The following is a 17,332-nucleotide window of genomic DNA, read 5'->3' as shown; positions in this document are numbered from 1 at the left end:
GGGACCCGACGCTCTTTTATAACTACTTATAAATCTGATAGTTACACAAACAAGCCCTCAACCGACAGGTAGCGCTCACCCGTGTCGTAGCAGAAGGTCAGGATTTTGCCGCCCTGGGGCACTTCGGCTAGCTTCTTGGCCACGGCCGCCAGCGAAGCGCCCGACGAAATGCCGCACAAGATGCCTTCCTCCCGGGCGGCACGGCGCGTCATCTCAAACGCCTCGTCGCGGCTCACCTGAATGACGCCGTCGAGCAGGTCGCGGTGCAGGTTCTCGGGCACAAAGCCCGCGCCAATGCCCTGAATAGGGTGCGGCCCCGGCGCGCCGCCACTAATAACCGGCGACAGCTCGGGCTCCACGGCGAAGGTTTTCATCTGAGGAAAGTGCGGCTTGAGCGCCTGCGTTACGCCCGTGATGTGGCCGCCCGTGCCCACCCCCGTGATGTGAAAATCGAAGCCGCCCTCGGGTGCATCGGCCAGTATTTCCTGGGCTGTAGTGTCGATGTGCACCTGAATGTTAGCGGGATTAGCAAACTGCATGGGCATCCAGGCACCGGGCGTGCTGTCTACCAATTCCTGCGCTTTGGCGATAGCGGCCTTCATGCCACCCTCGCGCGGCGTCAGCTCCAAGTTGGCCCCGTAGGCTTGCATGAGGCGGCGGCGCTCAATGCTCATGCTCTCGGGCATGACGAGCGTGATTTTATAGCCTTTCACGGCCGCTACCAGCGCCAGGCCCACGCCGGTATTGCCCGAAGTGGGTTCAATAATGGTGCTGTCCTTGGTCAGAATACCGTCTTTTTCGGCCTGCTCAATCATACTGAGCGAAATGCGGTCCTTGATGGAGCCGCCGGGGTTTTGGCGCTCCAGCTTCACCCACACCTCCACGTCGGGGCGCTCGGCGGCAAATAGCTTGTTGAGTTTGACCAGTGGCGTGTGGCCAATGGCGTCGAGAATGGAATTAGCTTTCATGTTAATAGAGCTGTTAGCTAGTAGCTGCTAGCGTTGTGCTAAAAAACAAAAAAGCTATCAGCTAACAGCTATTAGCTAACAGCTTAAAAATCAAATAGAAAACATGAGCTCGCCGGCCGGGTCGTCTTGCCGGGCCATGTGTAGCTGCGCCCGGTGGTATACCCGCGAGTGCGAGGGCACGCTCTCGGTCAGCCACACGTTGCCGCCAATAATGCTGCGGGTACCAATGACTGTGCTGCCGCCCAAGATGGTAGCATTGGCATAAATAACTACGTGGTCCTCAATAGTAGGGTGGCGCTTGAGGCCCTGCAAAGTCTTGGTTACGCTGAGCGCGCCCAGCGTCACGCCCTGGTACATCTGCACGTGAGCCCCAATATCGGCCGTTTCGCCAATGACGATACCCGTGCCGTGGTCGATGCAAAACGAGGGCCCAATGCGCGCCCCGGGGTGAATATCGATGCCCGTGTGCTGGTGGGCATATTCGCTCAGCAGGCGCGGCAGGCGCGGCACCCCGCGCTGGTGCAGGGCGTGGGCCAGCCGGTGCAGCGCCGTAGCGTAAAACCCTGGGTACGTGCTCAATATCTCGGCTACGTTTTGGGCGGCCGGGTCGGCGGCCAGCGTGGCTTCGGCATCACGCAGCAGCGCTTCGCGCAGGGCAGGTAGGCCATCGAACAAGCTGGCGGCCAGCTTGGTAGGCGCATCAGCCAGGTCGGGCACTTGGCTTAACAACTCACCCAACTCAGCTTGCAGGTGGTAAAGGGTGGCGGCCACGGCATCGGTGCCCGCCAGCGGCCGGGCGGCCCGCTCGGGGAAGAGCACCGCCAATACTTGCTCGGCTAGCGCGCAAAAAGCGGTGCCGGGTAAGGGGCTAGGCACGGCCGCGTGCGCCCGTGCCAATTGCTCAGCAAACGTTTCGAGGACGGCAGTGGACACGGCAGAATCATGGAAAAGGGACCTAAAAGCCCGCCTGGCAAAGCCATCGGCGGGACAGAAGGCTTTTAACCGAGCGGGCAGCCCGAAGGTTTTGACCCAGCCAATGCACAACCGCCAGGCCAGCCGGGCCGTTAGCAGTGCTGGGTGACCGGTTGGTTTCAACCCACTCGCTACCCGCTATTTTTTCTTCTTTGCGCAAAGCATTGCTTTGTGCTCCATTTTCTCTTCCCCATGTCCATTTCCAACGTTGACGCCACCACTACCACGCCCAGCGCCGATGGTGCCAAGCACCTCGCCGCCGGCCAGCATGTCTCGCTCCGCCTCTGGGAAAATGAGGAGCCCGGCGAGCCTAAGCCCCTCAGCAACAAACCGTACGAAACCGTGGGTTACGTACTCACAGGCCGCGCCGAGCTGCACATCGAGGGCAAAGTAGTGCCCCTGGAACCCGGCACCTCGTACCTCGTGCCGCAGGGTGCTTCTCACACCTACAAATTCCTGGAAACCTTCTCGGCCATCGAAGCTACTTCGCCCCCACAGCTAGGATAATAAGTAAATTGCTAAATGAGTGAAGAAGTGAATTATTTAGCTAAATTCATTCTTTCACTCACTTACCAGCTCCCTATCCCGGCACTGCGCGAGTGAAAAAATCAACGGCCCGGCGCTCGGAATAATACGAGCCTGCCGGGCCGTTTTCGTTGAAGCCCACATGGCCGCCCCCGGCCGGCGTTTCGAGGTAAAAGAACGGGCTGGCCGCCGCGGCTTCGCGCGGGAAGCAAGTGGCAGTTAAGAATGGGTCATTCAGCGCATTAACCAGTAGCGTGGGGGTGCGAATGCCCCCCAGGTAGCGGCCCGAGGCGGCCTGCTCATAGTAGTCATCGGCCGAGGCAAAGCCGTGCAGTGGAGCCGTGTAGCGCTCGTCAAATTCCGGGAAGTCGCGCAACTGGTCGAGTTGCGTCAGGTCGAGCTGGCCGGGCAGGTGCGCGGCTTTTACGCGCATTTTGGCTCGCAGCGAACTCATGAAGCGCCGCAAATACACCCGGTTTTGCCAGCGACTAATCTGCACCGAACTCGCCTTGAGGTCGGTGGGCACCGAAAAAACCGCCGCCCGGCGCACCTGCGCCGGCACCCGCGCCGCGTTCTCGCCCAAGTATTTCAGCGTCACGTTGCCCCCGGCCGAAAAGCCCGTTAAGAATAGCTCGGAGTACTTCTTAATGTCGGCAGCGTATCCAATCACCGCTGCCAGGTCGTCGGTATCACCGAGGTGATAGGCGCGCAGCAGGCGGTTGGTTTCGCCGCCGCAGCCGCGGTAGTTCCAGGCCAGCGCATCGAAGCCCGCTTGGTTGAGGGCCCGCGCCATGCCGCGCACGTAGGGCCGGCTGCTATCGCCCTCCAACCCGTGCGAGATAATCACCAATCTATCAACTGGTTGTACCCCTGCCAGCGACCAGTCCAAATCCACGAAGTCGCCGTCGGGCAGTTCTAGGCGCTCGCGCTGGTAACGCACCTCCGGCACCCGCCGCAGCACGCTGGCCGCAATAGTTTGCAGGTGGCCGTTGGCTAGCAGCGCCGTGGGACGGTAAGCAGAAGTGGGAAGCAAAGGCATAAGCTGAATAACAATCGATAGCAGGCAAAAACAGGGGTAGACTGCCACAACCACCGCGCCAATTTGCGCCGTTGGCAGCAGTCCACCCAACTCAATAACAGCCAAAAAGCCCAATTGCCTACCCCGAAATCCGTTGTAAGCCCGCCTGGCACCAAACTTTATTGCCAATACTATCGGAATTATTGGGTTTGCTTCGTACCTTTGCCCTCCCAAACGCGAAAACCGCAGCCGCCTGGCTGTTACTTATAGAATTCTCTTTTTTGTCATGGCAAACCACAAGTCGGCTATTAAGCGCATCCGCAGCAACGAAGCGAAGCGCGTACTAAACCGTTACCAGCACAAGTCTACCCGCACCGCTATCAAGAAGTTGCGCGACACCACCGATAAAACGGCCGCTCAGGAGCTGCTGAAGAAAGTGACGTCGATGTTGGACCGTCTGGCCAAGAAGAACATCATCCACAAAAACAAAGCTGCTAACAACAAGAGCAAGCTGACAAAACTCGTTAACGCGCTTTAGCGCGAGACGAGTTTAGCGGGGCCGAACTCTGCCGCCCCACCGTTCGGTCCCGCGCTCATCACCAAAAAGCCCTGCCCCACCCGGCAGGGCTTTTTGCGTAGCCCAATGCTTGACCGCAGATTCAAACAGATTAAACGAATTTCTCAGATACGCCCGCCTACGGCGGGCTGACTACGTGCTAGTCGTCTGTGCTGCCTGTTATGCCGCATACCGCCGGAATGGTTCTCTACTCTTTGGCTACGTGCCATATACTGCATACGCGCAACACAAGGAGGTAGCAACGAGGTAACAAGTGACTAAAACGCAAGAAGGCCGCCCTACACAGTAGGACGGCCTTCTTTACTAAAGAAAACGAAACCAGCGTGGTCAGCCCGCCGCAGGCGGGCGTATCTGCGAAATCCGTTTAATCCGTTTGAATCTGCGGTGGGGTTAAGCGACGCTCACCTTCACCATATTGGCCCGGCCGCGTTCGCTGATAGGCATAGTGCCCGTCGTGATGAACACGTTGCCTTCCTTGAGGTGGCCGGTGGTGGTGAGGATGTTCTTGATATCGGAGATAGTGCTATCGGTGCTGTTGAAGCGGTCGTAGTAGAAGCAGCGCACGCCCCATACTAGGCTCAGCACCGTGAGCAGCGGCCGGTTATCGGTGAAGATGAAGATGTCGGCCTTAGGGCGGTATTTGGCCAGCTGGAAGGCCGTGTAGCCCTTGCCCGTCATGCCGGTGATAACGCGGGCCGTGGTATTCTTAGCCAAGTGGCAAGCTGCCGATAAAATGCTGTCTTCCACAAACGTGGTAGCAGTCGCATCAACGGGCCACCACTTGTAGAACAACTTGGGGCTGCGGCTTTCCACGCTCAGGATGGTACCCACCATCGAGCGGATAACCTCGGCGGGGTAAGCGCCCACGGCGGTTTCGGCCGAAAGCATCACGGCATCAGCCCCATCAATCACGGCGTTGGCTACGTCGCTGGTTTCGGCGCGGGTGGGGCGCGGGGCGGTTATCATGCTCTCCATCATCTGGGTGGCTACGATAACGGGCTTGCCGGCCTTGTTGCACTTCTCGATAATCATTTTCTGGGCCATCGGCACCTCCTCCATCTTCACCTCCACGCCGAGGTCGCCGCGGGCTACCATCACGGCATCGGTGAGGGCAATAATTTCGTCGATGTTGCGCAGGCCGTCGGGCGTCTCAATCTTGGCGATTACGCGGGTGGTTTTGCCCGCCTCCGCAATCAGGCGCTTGATAAAGCGAATGTCGTCGGCCTTGCGGGCAAAGCTCAATGCCACCCAGTCCACGTCGTGCTCCAGGCCAAATTTGAGGTCCTCGATGTCCTTTTCCGTCATGCTGGGGGCCGAAACCTCCGAGTCGGGCAGGTTGATGCCTTTCCGGGGCTTCACGATGCCGCCGTACACCACTTCCACGTCCACTTCGTGGTCGCGGTCGGTAGCCAGCACTTTCAGCTCAATCTTGCCATCGTCAATTAGAATCTGGTCGCCGGGCTTCACGTCGCGGGCCAGGCCCATGTAAATGGTGCTCAGGCGCGTGGCGGTGCTAATTTCCTTTTCGCCGCAGACCAGCTTGATTTTGTCGCCGCGCTTGATTTCGACGCTGCCGCCTTCCACCTCACCCAGCCGGATTTTTGGCCCCTGCAAGTCTTGCAGCAAGCCCACGTTGGTGCGCATGTCTTTGTTGAGACGGCGCACCGTGTTAATAACGGACAGGTGCTCTTCGTGGGCACCGTGCGAAAAATTGAGGCGAAACACATCGACGCCCTCGCGGATGAGCATCCCGAGCAGGTCGTAGGTGTTGGAAGCGGGGCCCACGGTGGCCACGATTTTGGTTTTGTTGAAGGAGAGAACGGAGGATTCCATGGAAGAGGCTAGCGAAGCAGCTGGTTAAAAAATCAGGTTTTCTTTGTATTTCAGTTCGTTAGGGTCAAACTCACTGGCGTACTGCACGATAGGCAGGGCCGTGAGGCGGTCGAGCAGCTCAATGCCGGCCCACTCGTCGGCGCCGCCCTGTACTTGCAGCAGGTAATCGTACTCGCGAATATCGGGCGCCAAAAACGGTTTAGCCAGCGCCGATGGCAGCGCTGCCCGGTTGCGCAGCAGGCGCAAGGTAAGCACCTCGGTAGCGTAGAGGTAGTAGCTAAACGCCAAGGCCCCCTGCTGCACCAGGTTCAGCACAAAGTCGGGCTGACGCACCAGGCGCAGGCGCAGGCCGCGGTTGAGGCTCCAGGCCAGGGTGTAGTCGCGGGTGCTGGAAACCAGCCCAAACAGGGCGAAGTCGCAGTCGTACTCAGCCTCCAGGGTTAGAGTTTTCATGTGGTAGGGGCGAACTACAAAGCTACACCTTTCAACGGGGCCAGTGGAATGGGTTTTGGGGGGCACGCCAAAATATTACACGCGCTCCGAGAAGGCAATTCGCGGGGTAGTTGCGAAAAGGTGCGTTACTTTGCAGGCAAGTTTCCCCTTAACGCACGACTGCAATGTCTGAAATCGCCGAAAAAGTAAAAGCCATCATTATCGACAAGCTGGGTGTTGAAGCCTCGGAAGTAACGCCGGAGGCAAGCTTCACCAACGACCTGGGTGCCGATTCGCTCGACACCGTGGAGCTGATTATGGAATTCGAAAAGGAATTCAACGTTAGCATTCCCGATGACCAGGCCGAGAACATCCAGACCGTGGGCCAGGCGGTTAGCTACCTCGAAGAGCACGCTAAGTAGTCTTTGTCGCGCTGAGTTAAGCCCGCTTACTTCAGCTTAGACAAGAAAAATTGCCTATACCGGCCGGCTCGCCGCCGGCCGGTTTTGCTGTTTATAAGTAGCTGGTAGCCGCGGGCTGTTGGCTACTCACTTTTTTGCACAAGGCCACCAGCTATCTAGCTAACCGCCACTAGCTTAAAAAACAAGTTTATGTCGTCCATCCGACGCGTTGTCGTAACCGGCCTGGGGGCCATCACGCCACTGGGCAGCACCGTGCCTGCTTACTGGGAAGGTCTTAAAAACGGAGTGAGTGGAGCGGCCATTATTACCCGCTTCGACGCCACCAAATTTAAAACCCGCTTTGCCTGCGAGGTAAAAGACTACAATCCAGACACTTACTTCGACCGCAAGGAAGGCCGTAAGATGGACTTGTTCACGCAGTTTGCCGTGATTGCCGCCGACGAGGCCATTGCCGACGCGGGCCTGCTCACGGACAAGGTTGACAAGGACCGCATCGGGGTTATCTGGGGTTCGGGCATTGGCGGGCTGAAGTCGCTGCAAGAAGAGTGCTTCCAGTTTGAGCGTGGCGACGGCACGCCGCGCTACTCGCCCTTCTTTATTCCGCGCATGATTGCCGACTCCTCGTCGGGCAATATTTCCATCAAGAATGGCTTTCGCGGGCCCAACTTTGTCACTACGTCGGCCTGCGCCTCATCGAACGACGCGCTGATTGCGGCGTTCAACAACATTCGCCTGGGCTTAGCCGACGCCATTGTGAGCGGCGGTTCCGAGGCGGCCATCACCGAGTCGGGCGTGGGTGGCTTCAACGCCCTCAAGGCCATGAGCGAGCGCAACGACGACCCGGCCTCGGGCTCGCGGCCCTACGACAAGGACCGCGACGGCTTTGTGCTGGGCGAAGGCGCGGGCGCGCTGGTGCTCGAAGAATATGAGCACGCCAAGGCGCGCGGCGCCAAGATGTACGCCGAGATTATCGGCGGCGGCATGTCGTCGGACGCGTACCACATTACGGCCCCCGACCCCAGCGGCTCGGGCGTGGTGCTGGTGATGCGCAATGCCCTGCGCGATGCGGGCATCCGGCCCGAGGATGTGGATTACATCAACACCCACGGCACGAGCACGCCGCTCGGCGACGGGGCCGAGATTAAGGCCATCGAAACCGTGTTTGGGGAGCACGCCACTAAGCTCAACATTTCGTCGACCAAGAGCATGACCGGCCACTTGCTGGGCGGCGCGGGCGGCATTGAGGCGGTAGCCAGCATCCTGGCTATTCAGCACGGTATTGTGCCGCCGACAATCAACCTGCACACGCCCGACCCGGAAATCAATCAGGCGCTGAACTTTACGCCCAATGTGGCGCAGCACCGCGAGGTAAACGTGGCGCTTAGCAACACATTTGGCTTTGGCGGCCACAACACGTCGGTAGTTTTCCGCAAGCTGGCGGAGTAGGCTGCTTGGGCTCAACGCGCTTAATCATGCTTAACAAAAGAACGTCATGCTGAGCTTGCCGAAGCATCTCTACCACGCCATTAGAATAGTAATTCTAACGGCGTGGTAGAGATGCTTCGGCAAGCTCAGCATGACGTTCTTCTTTATTCCTTTCCGTACTAAAAAGCTGCTAGCTAGTAGCTAGCAGCCAATAGCTAACTAAAATGCCCATTCCCCTCTTTGGCCTGTTTCGGCGGCTGCTGGGCAGCGATAAGCAGTTTCGGCAGGCGATAGCCACCGTTATCGGCCAGGACCCGCACAATGCGCGGCTTTATCAGCTGGCTTTCACGCACTCGTCGGTGGTGAAGCTGGACCCCGGCGCGGGCCGCCACCAGAGCAACGAGCGACTGGAATTTTTGGGCGATGCGGTGCTAGGCACGGTGGTGGCCGAGTACCTGTTTCGCAAGTTTCCGTACGAGCAGGAGGGCTTTTTGACGGAAACCCGCTCGCGCATCGTCAACCGTGAGAGCCTCAATGCTATTGCCCTCAAGATGGGCCTCGACAAGCTGGTGCAACTCGACACGGCCCAGAGCCGGGTGGCCCGCTCGCGCTCGGTAAATGGCAACGCGCTGGAGGCGCTGGTAGGCGCGGTGTACCTGGACCTGGGCTACAAAGCGGCGCGCAAATTTGTGCTGAAGGGTTTGATTAAGCCGTTTGTGGACGTTACCAAGCTGACTACCACCACTTCCAACTACAAAAGTAAGCTTATTGAGTGGGCGCAGCGCCACGGCAAAGACGTGCGCTACGAGATGAGCGGCGAGCCCCGGCCGGGCGGCGTGATGGAGTTCACGGCCACCGTGCTGCTGAGCGACGAAGTGATTGCCACCGGCATGGGCCTCAATAAAAAGCAGGCCGAGCAGCTAGCCGCCGAGCGGGCCTTGGTTGCGCTGGGCGTATAATCTGCTTGGGTACAGCACAAGTCATTTGAACGTGATGTTCTTTTCGGCCTTAGGCGGCTTACCTGGCAGTTTTACGGGCTTGTTTTTACCGATTATAAAACACTTTTGGCAGCATTACATCTGAGCTAAATCGGTTTATGTTTGCAGTGTATTAGAGTTCTAGTACACTGCAAACATAAACCGATTTAATACTTACTTAGGTATGGTGAAAAAGGTATCTATAGCCTGTTTGGCGGCCGCAATTATCTACCTGGTAGTAGGTGCAGCCCTACTGGCAAAAGGAACTATCGCAAAGCTGTATTTTTTGCCTGGCTGGGCTATAAAGGGTCCCCACCACGACCAATCTGCTTTTGCTGCTGATGGGCCACTGGTTTTTCATGTGGGTAATAGGCTAATCAGCAAGCAGATTGTGCCGCATGGCGCACATCTAGCCTTGATAACTGACACGTTATCAAGCGCTAAATTAGCAACTATAACGTGTTTTGTAGCCCCTATTAACCGTAGCTTTCAAGTGCCACTGCGGGCTACATCTGCGGTACCAGCCAGCGCCTATGCAATGCCTGAAAAGCTGCTGGCGATTTCGGATATTGAAGGAAATTTTATAGGCTTTGAACAGCTGCTGCGCGGCGCGGGGGTCGTAGATGCGCAGTTGAACTGGCAGTTTGGGCGGGGGCACCTCGTGCTGGTGGGCGATTTTTTCGACCGTGGGCTGAACGTAACGGAATGCCTATGGCTCGTTTATAAGCTAGAGCAGGAAGCAAGCCAAACTGGTGGCAGTGTGCATTTTATCATGGGCAACCACGAGCACATGAACCTGATGGGACATTACAAGTACGTACGGCGCAAGTACCGCAGTAATGCCGACACGCTGGGGATTCCTTACGCACGTTGGTACGACCGCACCACAGTGCTGGGCCAGTGGCTGCGTACCAAAAACGTGGCCGAACGCATTGGTGACTACCTGTTTGTGCACGGCGGCATTAGCCCGGCGCTGGCAGCGCGCCGGGTACTGCTAGGGCAACTCAATGACCTAGCACGCGCCAGCATCGATACGCCAGCCGCCGCGTTGTCGCCGCTGGCGCGGCTAGCTACGCAGCCACCCACTAGCCCCGATTGGTATCGGGGCCTCGTGCTGGCCGAGCCAACCGAAGCCGCGGTAACGCAGGTGCTGGCTACTTACGCGGTACGCCATTTGGTAGTAGGGCACACGCCGGTCGAGCACCTCCAAACGCTGTATCATGGCAAAGTCATTGCGCTGGATGTACCGCACCAGGAGCGTACTGACCGAGGCGAATTGCTGGAAGCACTATGGCTGCAACCTGCTGGCGGGCAAGTAATTAATAGCCAAGGGCAAAGAACCAGCTTGCCTTAGTCCCTGCGTAGTGCGCCCAGCTCTGGCCAACCTGTACCAGCTGGCCGGGTAACCCATAAGGCCAAAATGTAGTTGCTTTGCTGGTAACCTTCTTCTTATCCTATGCGCATCGCCGGAGCCGCCCTCAACCAGATTCCCTTCGACTGGGCTCATAACATTCAGACTATCAGCACCGCCATTGCGCAGGCTAAGGCCGAAGGCGTGGAGCTGCTGTGCCTGCCCGAGTTGTGCCTGACGGGCTACAACTGCGAGGATTTGTTTTTGAGCGACTGGCTGCCCGAGTCGGCGCTGGCGCACTTGCAGCAAATCAGGCCGCTTACTGAGGGCATTTGCGTAATGGTGGGCCTACCGGTGCGGCTGAATCAGCGCACGTATAACACGGCCGGCGTGCTGCGCGATGGAGAAATTCTGGGCTTCGCGGCCAAGCAGTTTCTGGCCAGCGATGGGGTGCACTACGAGCCGCGCTTTTTTGCGCCGTGGGTGGCGGGCGAGACGACCACCGTAGAGCACGCGGGCGAAAGCTGGCCGCTCGGCGACCTCACGTTTGAGCACCTGGGCGTGCGGTTTGGCTTCGAGATATGTGAAGATGCCTGGCGGCCCGACAACGTGCGGCCCGCCTGCCGGCTGCGCGGCAAGGTGGATTTGATTGTGAACCCGTCAGCCAGCCATTTTGCCATGAGCAAGACGGACCAGCGTTATAATCTGGTACTCAACGCGTCGCGTAATTTTACGTGCACCTACCTCTACGCCAACCTGTTGGGCAACGAGGCCGGGCGCATTATCTACGACGGCGAAATTCTGATTGCCCGCAACGGCCACTTGCTCAAGCGCAACCAGCTGCTGAGCTTCAAGGAAGTGGACCTGGAATGGGCCGATGTGGACTTTGCCACACCGCTCGAAATGGTCGATAGCATTGTGCCGCTGCCCGCACCCGACGAGTACCGCGAACTCAACCAGGCCATGAGCCTGGGGTTGTTTGACTACCTGCGCAAGGCCCGCAGCCGGGGCTTCGTGCTGAGCTTGAGTGGCGGGGCCGACTCGTCGTTTTGCGCCGTAGGTGTGGCCGAAATGGTGCGCCTGGGCGTGGCCGAGCTGGGCGAAGAGGAGTTTAAGCGCCGCAGCGGGGCGTTTGACGAAGCCAAAACGAGCGTGGTGCAAACCGGCGGCGGCGGCGCGGCCCACCAAACGGCCACCGACGTGGACAACGCGGCGGAGCCCCAAAACCAGAAGCCGGCCACTACTAATCAACAGCTTGTCAACCACTTACTTACCTGTGCCTACCAGGGCACGGTCAACTCGTCGGACGATACCTTTACCTCGGCTAAAGAGCTGGCCGACAGCATCGGGGCGCGGTTTTTTGACTGGACGATTGACGAGCAGGTGAGCGGCTACGTGGGCAAGATTGAGGGCGCGCTGGGCCGCCCGCTTACGTGGCAAACCGACGACTTGGCGCTGCAAAACATTCAGGCGCGGGTGCGGGCCCCCGGCATCTGGCTGCTGGCCAACGTGCAGAACTGCCTGCTCATCACCACCTCCAACCGCTCGGAGGCCAGCGTGGGCTACTGCACCATGGACGGCGACACGGCGGGCAGCATCTCCCCCATCGCGGGCGTTGATAAAGACTTCGTAAAGAAGTGGTTGCGCTGGGCCCAAACCGAGCTGGGCTACGAAGGCCTGCACTACGTAAACGACCTGCAACCCACCGCCGAGCTGCGCCCCCTGGCCGATAACCAGACCGACGAGCGCGACCTAATGCCCTACGTGCTGCTCAACCGCATCGAGCGGCTGGCTTTCTACGACCGGCTGGCCCCGGCAGCGGTGCTGGCCCAGCTCATCGCCGAAGACCCCGCCAGCGATGCCGAGCAGCTGCGCACCTACGTGCGGCGCTTCTACCAGCTGTGGAGCCGCAACCAGTGGAAGCGCGAGCGCTACGCGCCCAGCTTCCACCTCGACGACTACAACGTGGACCCGCGCTCGTGGCTACGCTTCCCCATCCTGAGCGGCGGCTTTGGTGAGGAGCTGGCCGCGCTGTAGTTTATTTCAAAATAAATATCCTGGCTGTAAGCAAGTTGCCTGATTAGGCAGGCGAGGCAACGCAGGTTTTTAACAGTAGTGGTGCCTAACATTTCGAAACACTGACTTTGCCGGGTCAGCGTTCCGAAATGTTAGGCACTTACTTGTCGTTTTGGCTACTATGGCTTTTGGCCTTGCGCTCCCCCTGTCTTTTAAGCTGCCGCACTGCTCCCGGCTGAGCGCTACCGACGACGAGTTGGTGGCGCAGTTGCAGCAAGGCAGCGAGGCGGCTTTTCGCACGCTGGTGGCGCGTTACCAGACCCGCATTTACCAAACTGCCCTTTCGCTGCTGCACTCGCCGGAGGAGGCGGAAGACGTGGCGCAGGAGGTTTTTATGGAGGTTTACCAGACTATTGCCAGCTTTCGGGGTGAGGCTGCCCTCAGCACCTGGCTCTACCGCCTTGCTACATCGCGGGCCCTGCGCTATCGACGCTGGGCCCAGGCCAAAAAGCGCTTTGCCCACTTTACCAGCTTGCTGGGGCTTGATAACCAAGTACTGCACGAGCCGCCCGACCACGCGCACCCACAGGCGCTGCTGGAGGGCGAGCAGCAATTGACCCTTTTGCGCGCTTGCCTGGCCCGCCTACCGGCCAAGCAGCAAGTGGCGTTTACGCTGCGCCACGAGCAGGAGCTCAGCTACGAGGAAATCGCCGCCGTGCTCGCTACCACCGTGCCCGCGGTAGAATCCCTGTTGTTTCGGGCCCGGCAAAAGCTTCAGCAATCCCTTCAAACCTAGTTTCGCCATGTCCAATTCAAACCTGCCCCCTCGCTCCGACCAAGAGTGGGAAGCGCTGCTCCGCCAGCTGCGGCTGCCCCCGCACGCGGAGCCGCAGCCCTTCTTTTACGCGCGGGTTCACGCCCGGCTGCTGGCCCAGGAGGGTGCTGCCAACACCTTGCTACCTAATTGGTTGCATAAGCCTGCCTATGCCATTGCCCTCTGCGCCCTGGTGCTAGCCGTGAGCGGCGACGGGGCCAGCGCAACTGCGGCGGGCCCTGGCCACCGCACCAGCAACCCCGCGCAACAGCTGGCTCACTAGGCTACTTTTTACCGGCTAATCCACGCTTGCGCTCCGTGCGGCCCGCGCTAAACCCACCTGGCTATACTACTTCCAGCGCTGGCCCCTGGCCCTCGCCGCAAGCGGCGAGCCTCCAGCGCTAGTACTTTTGAAGCTTCTTCCCCTCTGTCGTCTATGTCTCCTTTACTCGCCTACATTACCTGGAACGTCTCGCCCATCATTGCCGAAATCGGCCCGCTGCTGCTGCGCTGGTACGGCGTGCTGTTTGCCTCGGGCTTCGTTATCAGCTCGTTTGTGCTCACCGATATGTTTAAGAAAGAGAACGTGCGGCCCTACTGGGTCGACGTACTCACCTTTTACATGGTAGTGGCCACGGTGCTGGGGGCCCGGCTGGGCCACGTATTTTTCTACGACTGGCCGAAGTACAAAGACCACTTAGGTGACATTTTCAAAATCTGGGAGGGCGGCCTGGCCTCGCACGGCGCTACCATCGGCATTTTGCTGGCGGTATTCATCTTCAGCGTGCGCAATAAGTTTGATTACCTCTGGGTGCTCGACCGCATCGTTATTACGGTGGCCATTGGTGGGGCGTGCATTCGGATTGGCAACCTTATGAATTCCGAAATTGTGGGCAAGCCCACCGATGTGCCGTGGGCGTTCGTGTTCCCGCGCGACACCGAGCACTTGGAGCCCGTGCGGCGCCCGCTGCCCGCCGGCGCAGTGCAGGTAGCCGCCGAGCGCGTCATCTACGCCGACAACACTACCGGCTACCGGCTGCTGCCCGCCGGCACCGCCGTGGCGCCCGATGCCCCCATGGCCGTGCCGCGCCACCCCACCCAGATTTACGAGTCGTTGTTCTGCGTTTTCCTGCTCGCCCTGCTCTACGGGCTCTGGAACAAATACCGCGAGCGTACGCCGCGCGGGCTGCTGTTTGGCCTGTTTGTAGTGCTGCTCTTTACCTTCCGCCTCTTAGTAGAATATTTGAAAGAAAACCAGGTGGCCCAGGAGGGCGGCATCATTGCGCAGTACCACCTCAATATTGGGCAGCTGCTGAGTATCCCCTTCATTATCATTGGCTTATGGGTATTGCTACGCGCCGGCAAAGACCCCAAAAACCCCTACGGCTACGCCCCGCGCGACCTGGCCGAGGAAGAAGCCGCGCAGGCCGCGGCTTCCAAAGCCTAGCCTTTTACGGATAAGCCATTCAACAGAAAAGCCCGCTGCACTTGAGTGCAGCGGGCTTTTCTGTTGAATACAGCCACTTCAGGGTCAAGGTAGAGACACATCTTTGCGTCTGTCGTCTGTGAGCCAAATAACGACAAGACGCAAGGATACTTCTCTACATCTTAGCCCGAAATATTTTGGATAATTTATTATAAATCAAGCTCATACACGTCACCCTGCTCTGTGGTAATCAGCAGCGTATTTTCGGTTTTAAAGGCTGCTCCCTCGGTTTGGCCCGCACCCTTGAGGCTGATGTGGCGGGGTGTAGCTTTCAGGATTTCGTCCCAAGAATTGCCTTCCAGCACGAACAGCTCTTGCCGGGCCAGCAGGGCGAGGCGGTGGCCGCTGGGGGCCAGCGTGGCATCGGTGACTTGGCCGGGCAGGGCGAGCTTGGTTACGAGCTTGGCGGTGTAGGTGCCGGGGGTTTCGGGCAAGGTGTACACCTTGCAGGTGGCCGACTGGGCGCGGTCTTTGGTGAATAGATACACCTGGCCGGCGTGCCAGAGGCTGGCTTCGCAGTCGAAGTTGCGCTCCGACTTATCGGGCGGAAATGCCTTTTGGTCGGGGTATTTGAAGTTGATTTTGCCGACTTTATCGGGCGCGTCGGGGCGGAAGCGCAGGATGGCGAGGTTCTGGCGGTCGTTGTTGTTGTTGCCGCAGTCGCCCATGTAGTAGTTGCCGCTGGCGTCGCGGCTAAGGCTTTCCCAGTCGTGGTTGGGCTCGCCCAGCGTGAATTCGCCCACTTGCTGGCCGGTGCCATCCACGCGCCACACGGTGGGCTGCTGGCCATCGTCACCGAAGGTGAAGTAGGTGCCTGCTTCGGGCGCAGCGCACAGGCCCGAGCTCTCCAGAATGCCATCGGTGAGCTTGCCCACGCGGCGCAGGCCCTCCAGGGCAACGGCTTGCTTGTCTTTTTTGTGGCCGCCTTTTTTACCTTTTTTGCCGGGGTGCGTCTGGGTCTCGCCCTGCGGCTGGTCGGCGCTGGCGCGGTCGCCCTCGGCCGAGGAGCAGGCAGTAGTGAGGAGCATTACGCCCATGAGCGGGCGGATAAGGAGCGGGATATACAGCATAGGTGCGCTTGTACGCTAAAGAGCGTCAGTTGGCTACACTAGGCTACGGCACGGGGTCGTGCCCGTGCCCACCCCAGGGGTGGCAGCGCCCGATGCGCCGCAGCGCCAGCCGCCCCCCGCGCCAGGCCCCGTACTTACCAATGGCCTTGGCGGCGTAGGCCGAGCAGGTGGGCGTGTAACGGCAGCTCGGCGGGGTGAGCGGAGAAATAAAGAGCTGGTAAAACCGCACCAGCAGCAGCAGCAAGCGACGAAGCATAAGGCATAAAGACCGGGGGATGGCGCAAAGTTCGGCAGGGCCGGCCTGGGTGGGCGGCCCGGCGGGCCACCAGCACTGCCCACAGGCAAAAACAAAGTTGCCGGCACATGCTAGCAGCTTGTTTACAAGTAGTTAAGCAGAGTTAATCACGTTTGCCTTAACTACAACTACCTGTTAATCAAAACAAAAGCCGTAAGCTGTCAGCCAAAAGCTAGCAGCCCCTAGTTACCAGGCTTATATTTCGGCTTTCTTAGCCGCGTTGGGGTCTATGACCAAGTATTTACCCTTCCTTATTATTCTCTTACTCAGTACTTGCCCCTTGCTGCACGCGCAGGGCAACGGGCCCGCCGGGCACGGCGGCCGGGCGCAGGCGCTGGGCAATGCCTCGGCCACGCTGGGCGGCGAGGTGTGGGCGGCGGCTAATAATGCGGCCGGCTTGGGCAGTATCACCCGACCCACGGCGGGCATCTACTTTGAAAATCGCTACCTCATTCCGAGCCTCAATGTGGCGGCCGTGGCGGTGGCCCTGCCGCTGGGCGTGGTAGAACCCGCCGCGGCGGGGCTGCCCGCCCGCGCGGGCCGGGGCGTAGTAGCCGTTGAGGCCCAGCGCTTTGGCGGGGTTCTGTACAATGAAACGCGGGTGGGCGCGGCCTATGGCTACCGGCTGGGCGTGGTAAGCGTGGGCGGCCGGCTCGACGCGCTGCAAGTGAGCTTCCAGGACCTGGGCAGCCGCCGCACGGTAGCCGCCTCACTGGGCGGGCAGGCCGACATCCTGCCCCAGCGCCTCACCCTAGGCGCGTACCTCTACAACATAACGCAGGCGAAGCTAGCCGATTACCAAGATGAGCGACTGCCCACCGTGCTGCGCGTGGGCCTGGCCTACCGCCCCGCCAAGCAAGTGCTGCTACTGGCCGAAGCCGAAAAAGACGTGGAGCGCGCCACCGGCGTGAAGGCCGACCTCGAATACCTGCCCACGGCGGCCGTGGCCGTGCGCCTGGGCTACGCCAGTCTGAGCCAGCAAACCACGGGCGGCGTAGGCTTGCGCGCTGGCGATTTTCAGCTCGACTACGCGGCCGGCTGGCACAGCGTGCTGGGGCTGAGCCAGTACTTCAGTCTGGGTTGGCAATGGGAGAAGGCGAAAAATGGGGAGTAAGCAAGTGGATAGTAGCGCCCGCGTAAAAAATTGCCAG

General features: G+C 59.5%; 18 protein-coding genes. 11 read left to right on the top strand and 7 right to left on the bottom strand.

Annotation, left to right across the window (positions count from 1 at the left end):
* Positions 1–41 precede the first annotated feature (41 nt).
* Positions 42–968, bottom strand: a complete 927-nt coding sequence (cysK, locus tag ACYVGC_RS11485) for a PLP-dependent cysteine synthase family protein (RefSeq protein ID WP_460583968.1) — start codon at positions 966–968, stop codon at positions 42–44.
* Positions 969–1,058: 90 nt separating this feature from the next.
* Complete coding sequence (locus ACYVGC_RS11480; RefSeq protein WP_460583967.1) at positions 1,059–1,901, bottom strand: serine O-acetyltransferase; 843 nt, start codon at positions 1,899–1,901, stop codon at positions 1,059–1,061.
* Positions 1,902–2,132: 231 nt separating this feature from the next.
* Between ACYVGC_RS11480 and ACYVGC_RS11475 the strand changes: the two genes are divergently transcribed.
* Complete coding sequence (locus ACYVGC_RS11475) at positions 2,133–2,447, top strand: cupin domain-containing protein (protein ID WP_460583966.1); 315 nt, start codon at positions 2,133–2,135, stop codon at positions 2,445–2,447.
* Positions 2,448–2,520: 73 nt separating this feature from the next.
* Here the strand turns inward: ACYVGC_RS11475 and ACYVGC_RS11470 are convergent, their stop codons facing one another.
* The gene (locus ACYVGC_RS11470; protein ID WP_460583965.1) at positions 2,521–3,504 is read right to left on the bottom strand and encodes a YheT family hydrolase; all 984 of its coding nucleotides are present in this window, start codon (positions 3,502–3,504) and stop codon (positions 2,521–2,523) included.
* A 265-nt stretch (positions 3,505–3,769) separates the two neighbouring features.
* On the opposite strand from ACYVGC_RS11470, the gene rpsT reads away from it, so the two are divergent.
* Positions 3,770–4,021, top strand: a complete 252-nt coding sequence (gene rpsT / locus ACYVGC_RS11465) for a 30S ribosomal protein S20 (RefSeq protein WP_460583964.1) — start codon at positions 3,770–3,772, stop codon at positions 4,019–4,021.
* Positions 4,022–4,450: 429 nt separating this feature from the next.
* Here rpsT and pyk read toward each other — a convergent pair whose 3' ends face one another.
* Together pyk and ACYVGC_RS11455 are read right to left on the bottom strand one after the other, a co-directional pair.
* Complete coding sequence (gene pyk, locus ACYVGC_RS11460; protein WP_460583963.1) at positions 4,451–5,893, bottom strand: pyruvate kinase; 1,443 nt, start codon at positions 5,891–5,893, stop codon at positions 4,451–4,453.
* Between the two features lie 24 nt (positions 5,894–5,917).
* On the bottom strand, positions 5,918–6,346 hold the full coding sequence (locus ACYVGC_RS11455; protein ID WP_460583962.1) for an IPExxxVDY family protein: 429 nt from the start codon (positions 6,344–6,346) through the stop codon (positions 5,918–5,920).
* 164 nt (positions 6,347–6,510) lie between these two features.
* Between ACYVGC_RS11455 and ACYVGC_RS11450 the strand changes: the two genes are divergently transcribed.
* From ACYVGC_RS11450 to lgt, 8 genes are all read left to right on the top strand, one after another.
* Positions 6,511–6,747, top strand: coding sequence for an acyl carrier protein (locus tag ACYVGC_RS11450; RefSeq protein WP_068229068.1), 237 nt, complete (start codon positions 6,511–6,513; stop codon positions 6,745–6,747).
* Between the two features lie 189 nt (positions 6,748–6,936).
* The gene (gene fabF, locus ACYVGC_RS11445; protein ID WP_460583961.1) at positions 6,937–8,193 is read left to right on the top strand and encodes a beta-ketoacyl-[acyl-carrier-protein] synthase II; all 1,257 of its coding nucleotides are present in this window, start codon (positions 6,937–6,939) and stop codon (positions 8,191–8,193) included.
* A gap of 203 nt (positions 8,194–8,396) precedes the next feature.
* Positions 8,397–9,131: a ribonuclease III family protein gene (gene rnc, locus ACYVGC_RS11440; RefSeq protein ID WP_460583960.1), complete on the top strand. Its 735-nt coding sequence runs from the start codon at positions 8,397–8,399 to the stop codon at positions 9,129–9,131.
* A 556-nt stretch (positions 9,132–9,687) separates the two neighbouring features.
* Positions 9,688–10,503 (top strand): metallophosphoesterase family protein, encoded by an 816-nt coding sequence (locus ACYVGC_RS11435; RefSeq protein WP_460583959.1) that lies wholly within the window; start codon positions 9,688–9,690, stop codon positions 10,501–10,503.
* 102 nt (positions 10,504–10,605) lie between these two features.
* Positions 10,606–12,537 (top strand): glutamine-dependent NAD(+) synthetase, encoded by a 1,932-nt coding sequence (gene nadE / locus ACYVGC_RS11430; protein ID WP_460583958.1) that lies wholly within the window; start codon positions 10,606–10,608, stop codon positions 12,535–12,537.
* 160 nt (positions 12,538–12,697) lie between these two features.
* A complete protein-coding gene (locus ACYVGC_RS11425; RefSeq protein ID WP_460583957.1) occupies positions 12,698–13,312 on the top strand; it encodes an RNA polymerase sigma factor in 615 nt (204 codons plus the stop codon).
* 7 nt (positions 13,313–13,319) lie between these two features.
* Positions 13,320–13,613 (top strand): hypothetical protein, encoded by a 294-nt coding sequence (locus ACYVGC_RS11420; RefSeq protein ID WP_460583956.1) that lies wholly within the window; start codon positions 13,320–13,322, stop codon positions 13,611–13,613.
* A gap of 153 nt (positions 13,614–13,766) precedes the next feature.
* Positions 13,767–14,777, top strand: a complete 1,011-nt coding sequence (gene lgt, locus ACYVGC_RS11415; protein WP_460583955.1) for a prolipoprotein diacylglyceryl transferase — start codon at positions 13,767–13,769, stop codon at positions 14,775–14,777.
* Positions 14,778–14,965: 188 nt separating this feature from the next.
* Here lgt and ACYVGC_RS11410 read toward each other — a convergent pair whose 3' ends face one another.
* On the bottom strand, positions 14,966–15,886 hold the full coding sequence (locus ACYVGC_RS11410; protein ID WP_460583954.1) for a hypothetical protein: 921 nt from the start codon (positions 15,884–15,886) through the stop codon (positions 14,966–14,968).
* Positions 15,887–15,929: 43 nt separating this feature from the next.
* Complete coding sequence (yidD, locus tag ACYVGC_RS11405; RefSeq protein ID WP_460583953.1) at positions 15,930–16,142, bottom strand: membrane protein insertion efficiency factor YidD; 213 nt, start codon at positions 16,140–16,142, stop codon at positions 15,930–15,932.
* A 268-nt stretch (positions 16,143–16,410) separates the two neighbouring features.
* Here yidD and ACYVGC_RS11400 point away from each other — a divergent pair, with 268 nt between their 5' ends.
* A complete protein-coding gene (locus tag ACYVGC_RS11400; RefSeq protein ID WP_460583952.1) occupies positions 16,411–17,295 on the top strand; it encodes a PorV/PorQ family protein in 885 nt (294 codons plus the stop codon).
* The last annotated feature ends 37 nt before the right edge of the window (positions 17,296–17,332 follow it).

The sequence above is a fragment of the Hymenobacter arcticus genome (genome assembly GCF_054779975.1).
Note: the sequence above shows the minus strand (reverse complement) of the source record. Positions and strands in the feature narration are given on the sequence as shown.

Excerpts from the sequence above, each read along its gene's own strand:
- ACYVGC_RS11455 (WP_460583962.1), bottom strand. The coding sequence starts at position 6,346 with ATGAAAACTCTAACCCTGGAGGCTGAGTACGACTGCGACTTCGCCCTG.
- pyk (WP_460583963.1), bottom strand. The coding sequence starts at position 5,893 with ATGGAATCCTCCGTTCTCTCCTTCAACAAAACCAAAATCGTGGCCACC.
- ACYVGC_RS11450 (WP_068229068.1), top strand. The coding sequence starts at position 6,511 with ATGTCTGAAATCGCCGAAAAAGTAAAAGCCATCATTATCGACAAGCTG.
- ACYVGC_RS11420 (WP_460583956.1), top strand. The coding sequence starts at position 13,320 with ATGTCCAATTCAAACCTGCCCCCTCGCTCCGACCAAGAGTGGGAAGCG.
- fabF (WP_460583961.1), top strand. The coding sequence starts at position 6,937 with ATGTCGTCCATCCGACGCGTTGTCGTAACCGGCCTGGGGGCCATCACG.
- cysK (WP_460583968.1), bottom strand. The coding sequence starts at position 968 with ATGAAAGCTAATTCCATTCTCGACGCCATTGGCCACACGCCACTGGTC.
- ACYVGC_RS11410 (WP_460583954.1), bottom strand. The coding sequence starts at position 15,886 with ATGCTGTATATCCCGCTCCTTATCCGCCCGCTCATGGGCGTAATGCTC.
- nadE (WP_460583958.1), top strand. The coding sequence starts at position 10,606 with ATGCGCATCGCCGGAGCCGCCCTCAACCAGATTCCCTTCGACTGGGCT.
- ACYVGC_RS11470 (WP_460583965.1), bottom strand. The coding sequence starts at position 3,504 with ATGCCTTTGCTTCCCACTTCTGCTTACCGTCCCACGGCGCTGCTAGCC.
- lgt (WP_460583955.1), top strand. The coding sequence starts at position 13,767 with ATGTCTCCTTTACTCGCCTACATTACCTGGAACGTCTCGCCCATCATT.
- ACYVGC_RS11425 (WP_460583957.1), top strand. The coding sequence starts at position 12,698 with ATGGCTTTTGGCCTTGCGCTCCCCCTGTCTTTTAAGCTGCCGCACTGC.
- yidD (WP_460583953.1), bottom strand. The coding sequence starts at position 16,142 with ATGCTTCGTCGCTTGCTGCTGCTGCTGGTGCGGTTTTACCAGCTCTTT.
- ACYVGC_RS11475 (WP_460583966.1), top strand. The coding sequence starts at position 2,133 with ATGTCCATTTCCAACGTTGACGCCACCACTACCACGCCCAGCGCCGAT.
- ACYVGC_RS11435 (WP_460583959.1), top strand. The coding sequence starts at position 9,688 with ATGCCTGAAAAGCTGCTGGCGATTTCGGATATTGAAGGAAATTTTATA.
- rpsT (WP_460583964.1), top strand. The coding sequence starts at position 3,770 with ATGGCAAACCACAAGTCGGCTATTAAGCGCATCCGCAGCAACGAAGCG.
- rnc (WP_460583960.1), top strand. The coding sequence starts at position 8,397 with ATGCCCATTCCCCTCTTTGGCCTGTTTCGGCGGCTGCTGGGCAGCGAT.
- ACYVGC_RS11400 (WP_460583952.1), top strand. The coding sequence starts at position 16,411 with ATGACCAAGTATTTACCCTTCCTTATTATTCTCTTACTCAGTACTTGC.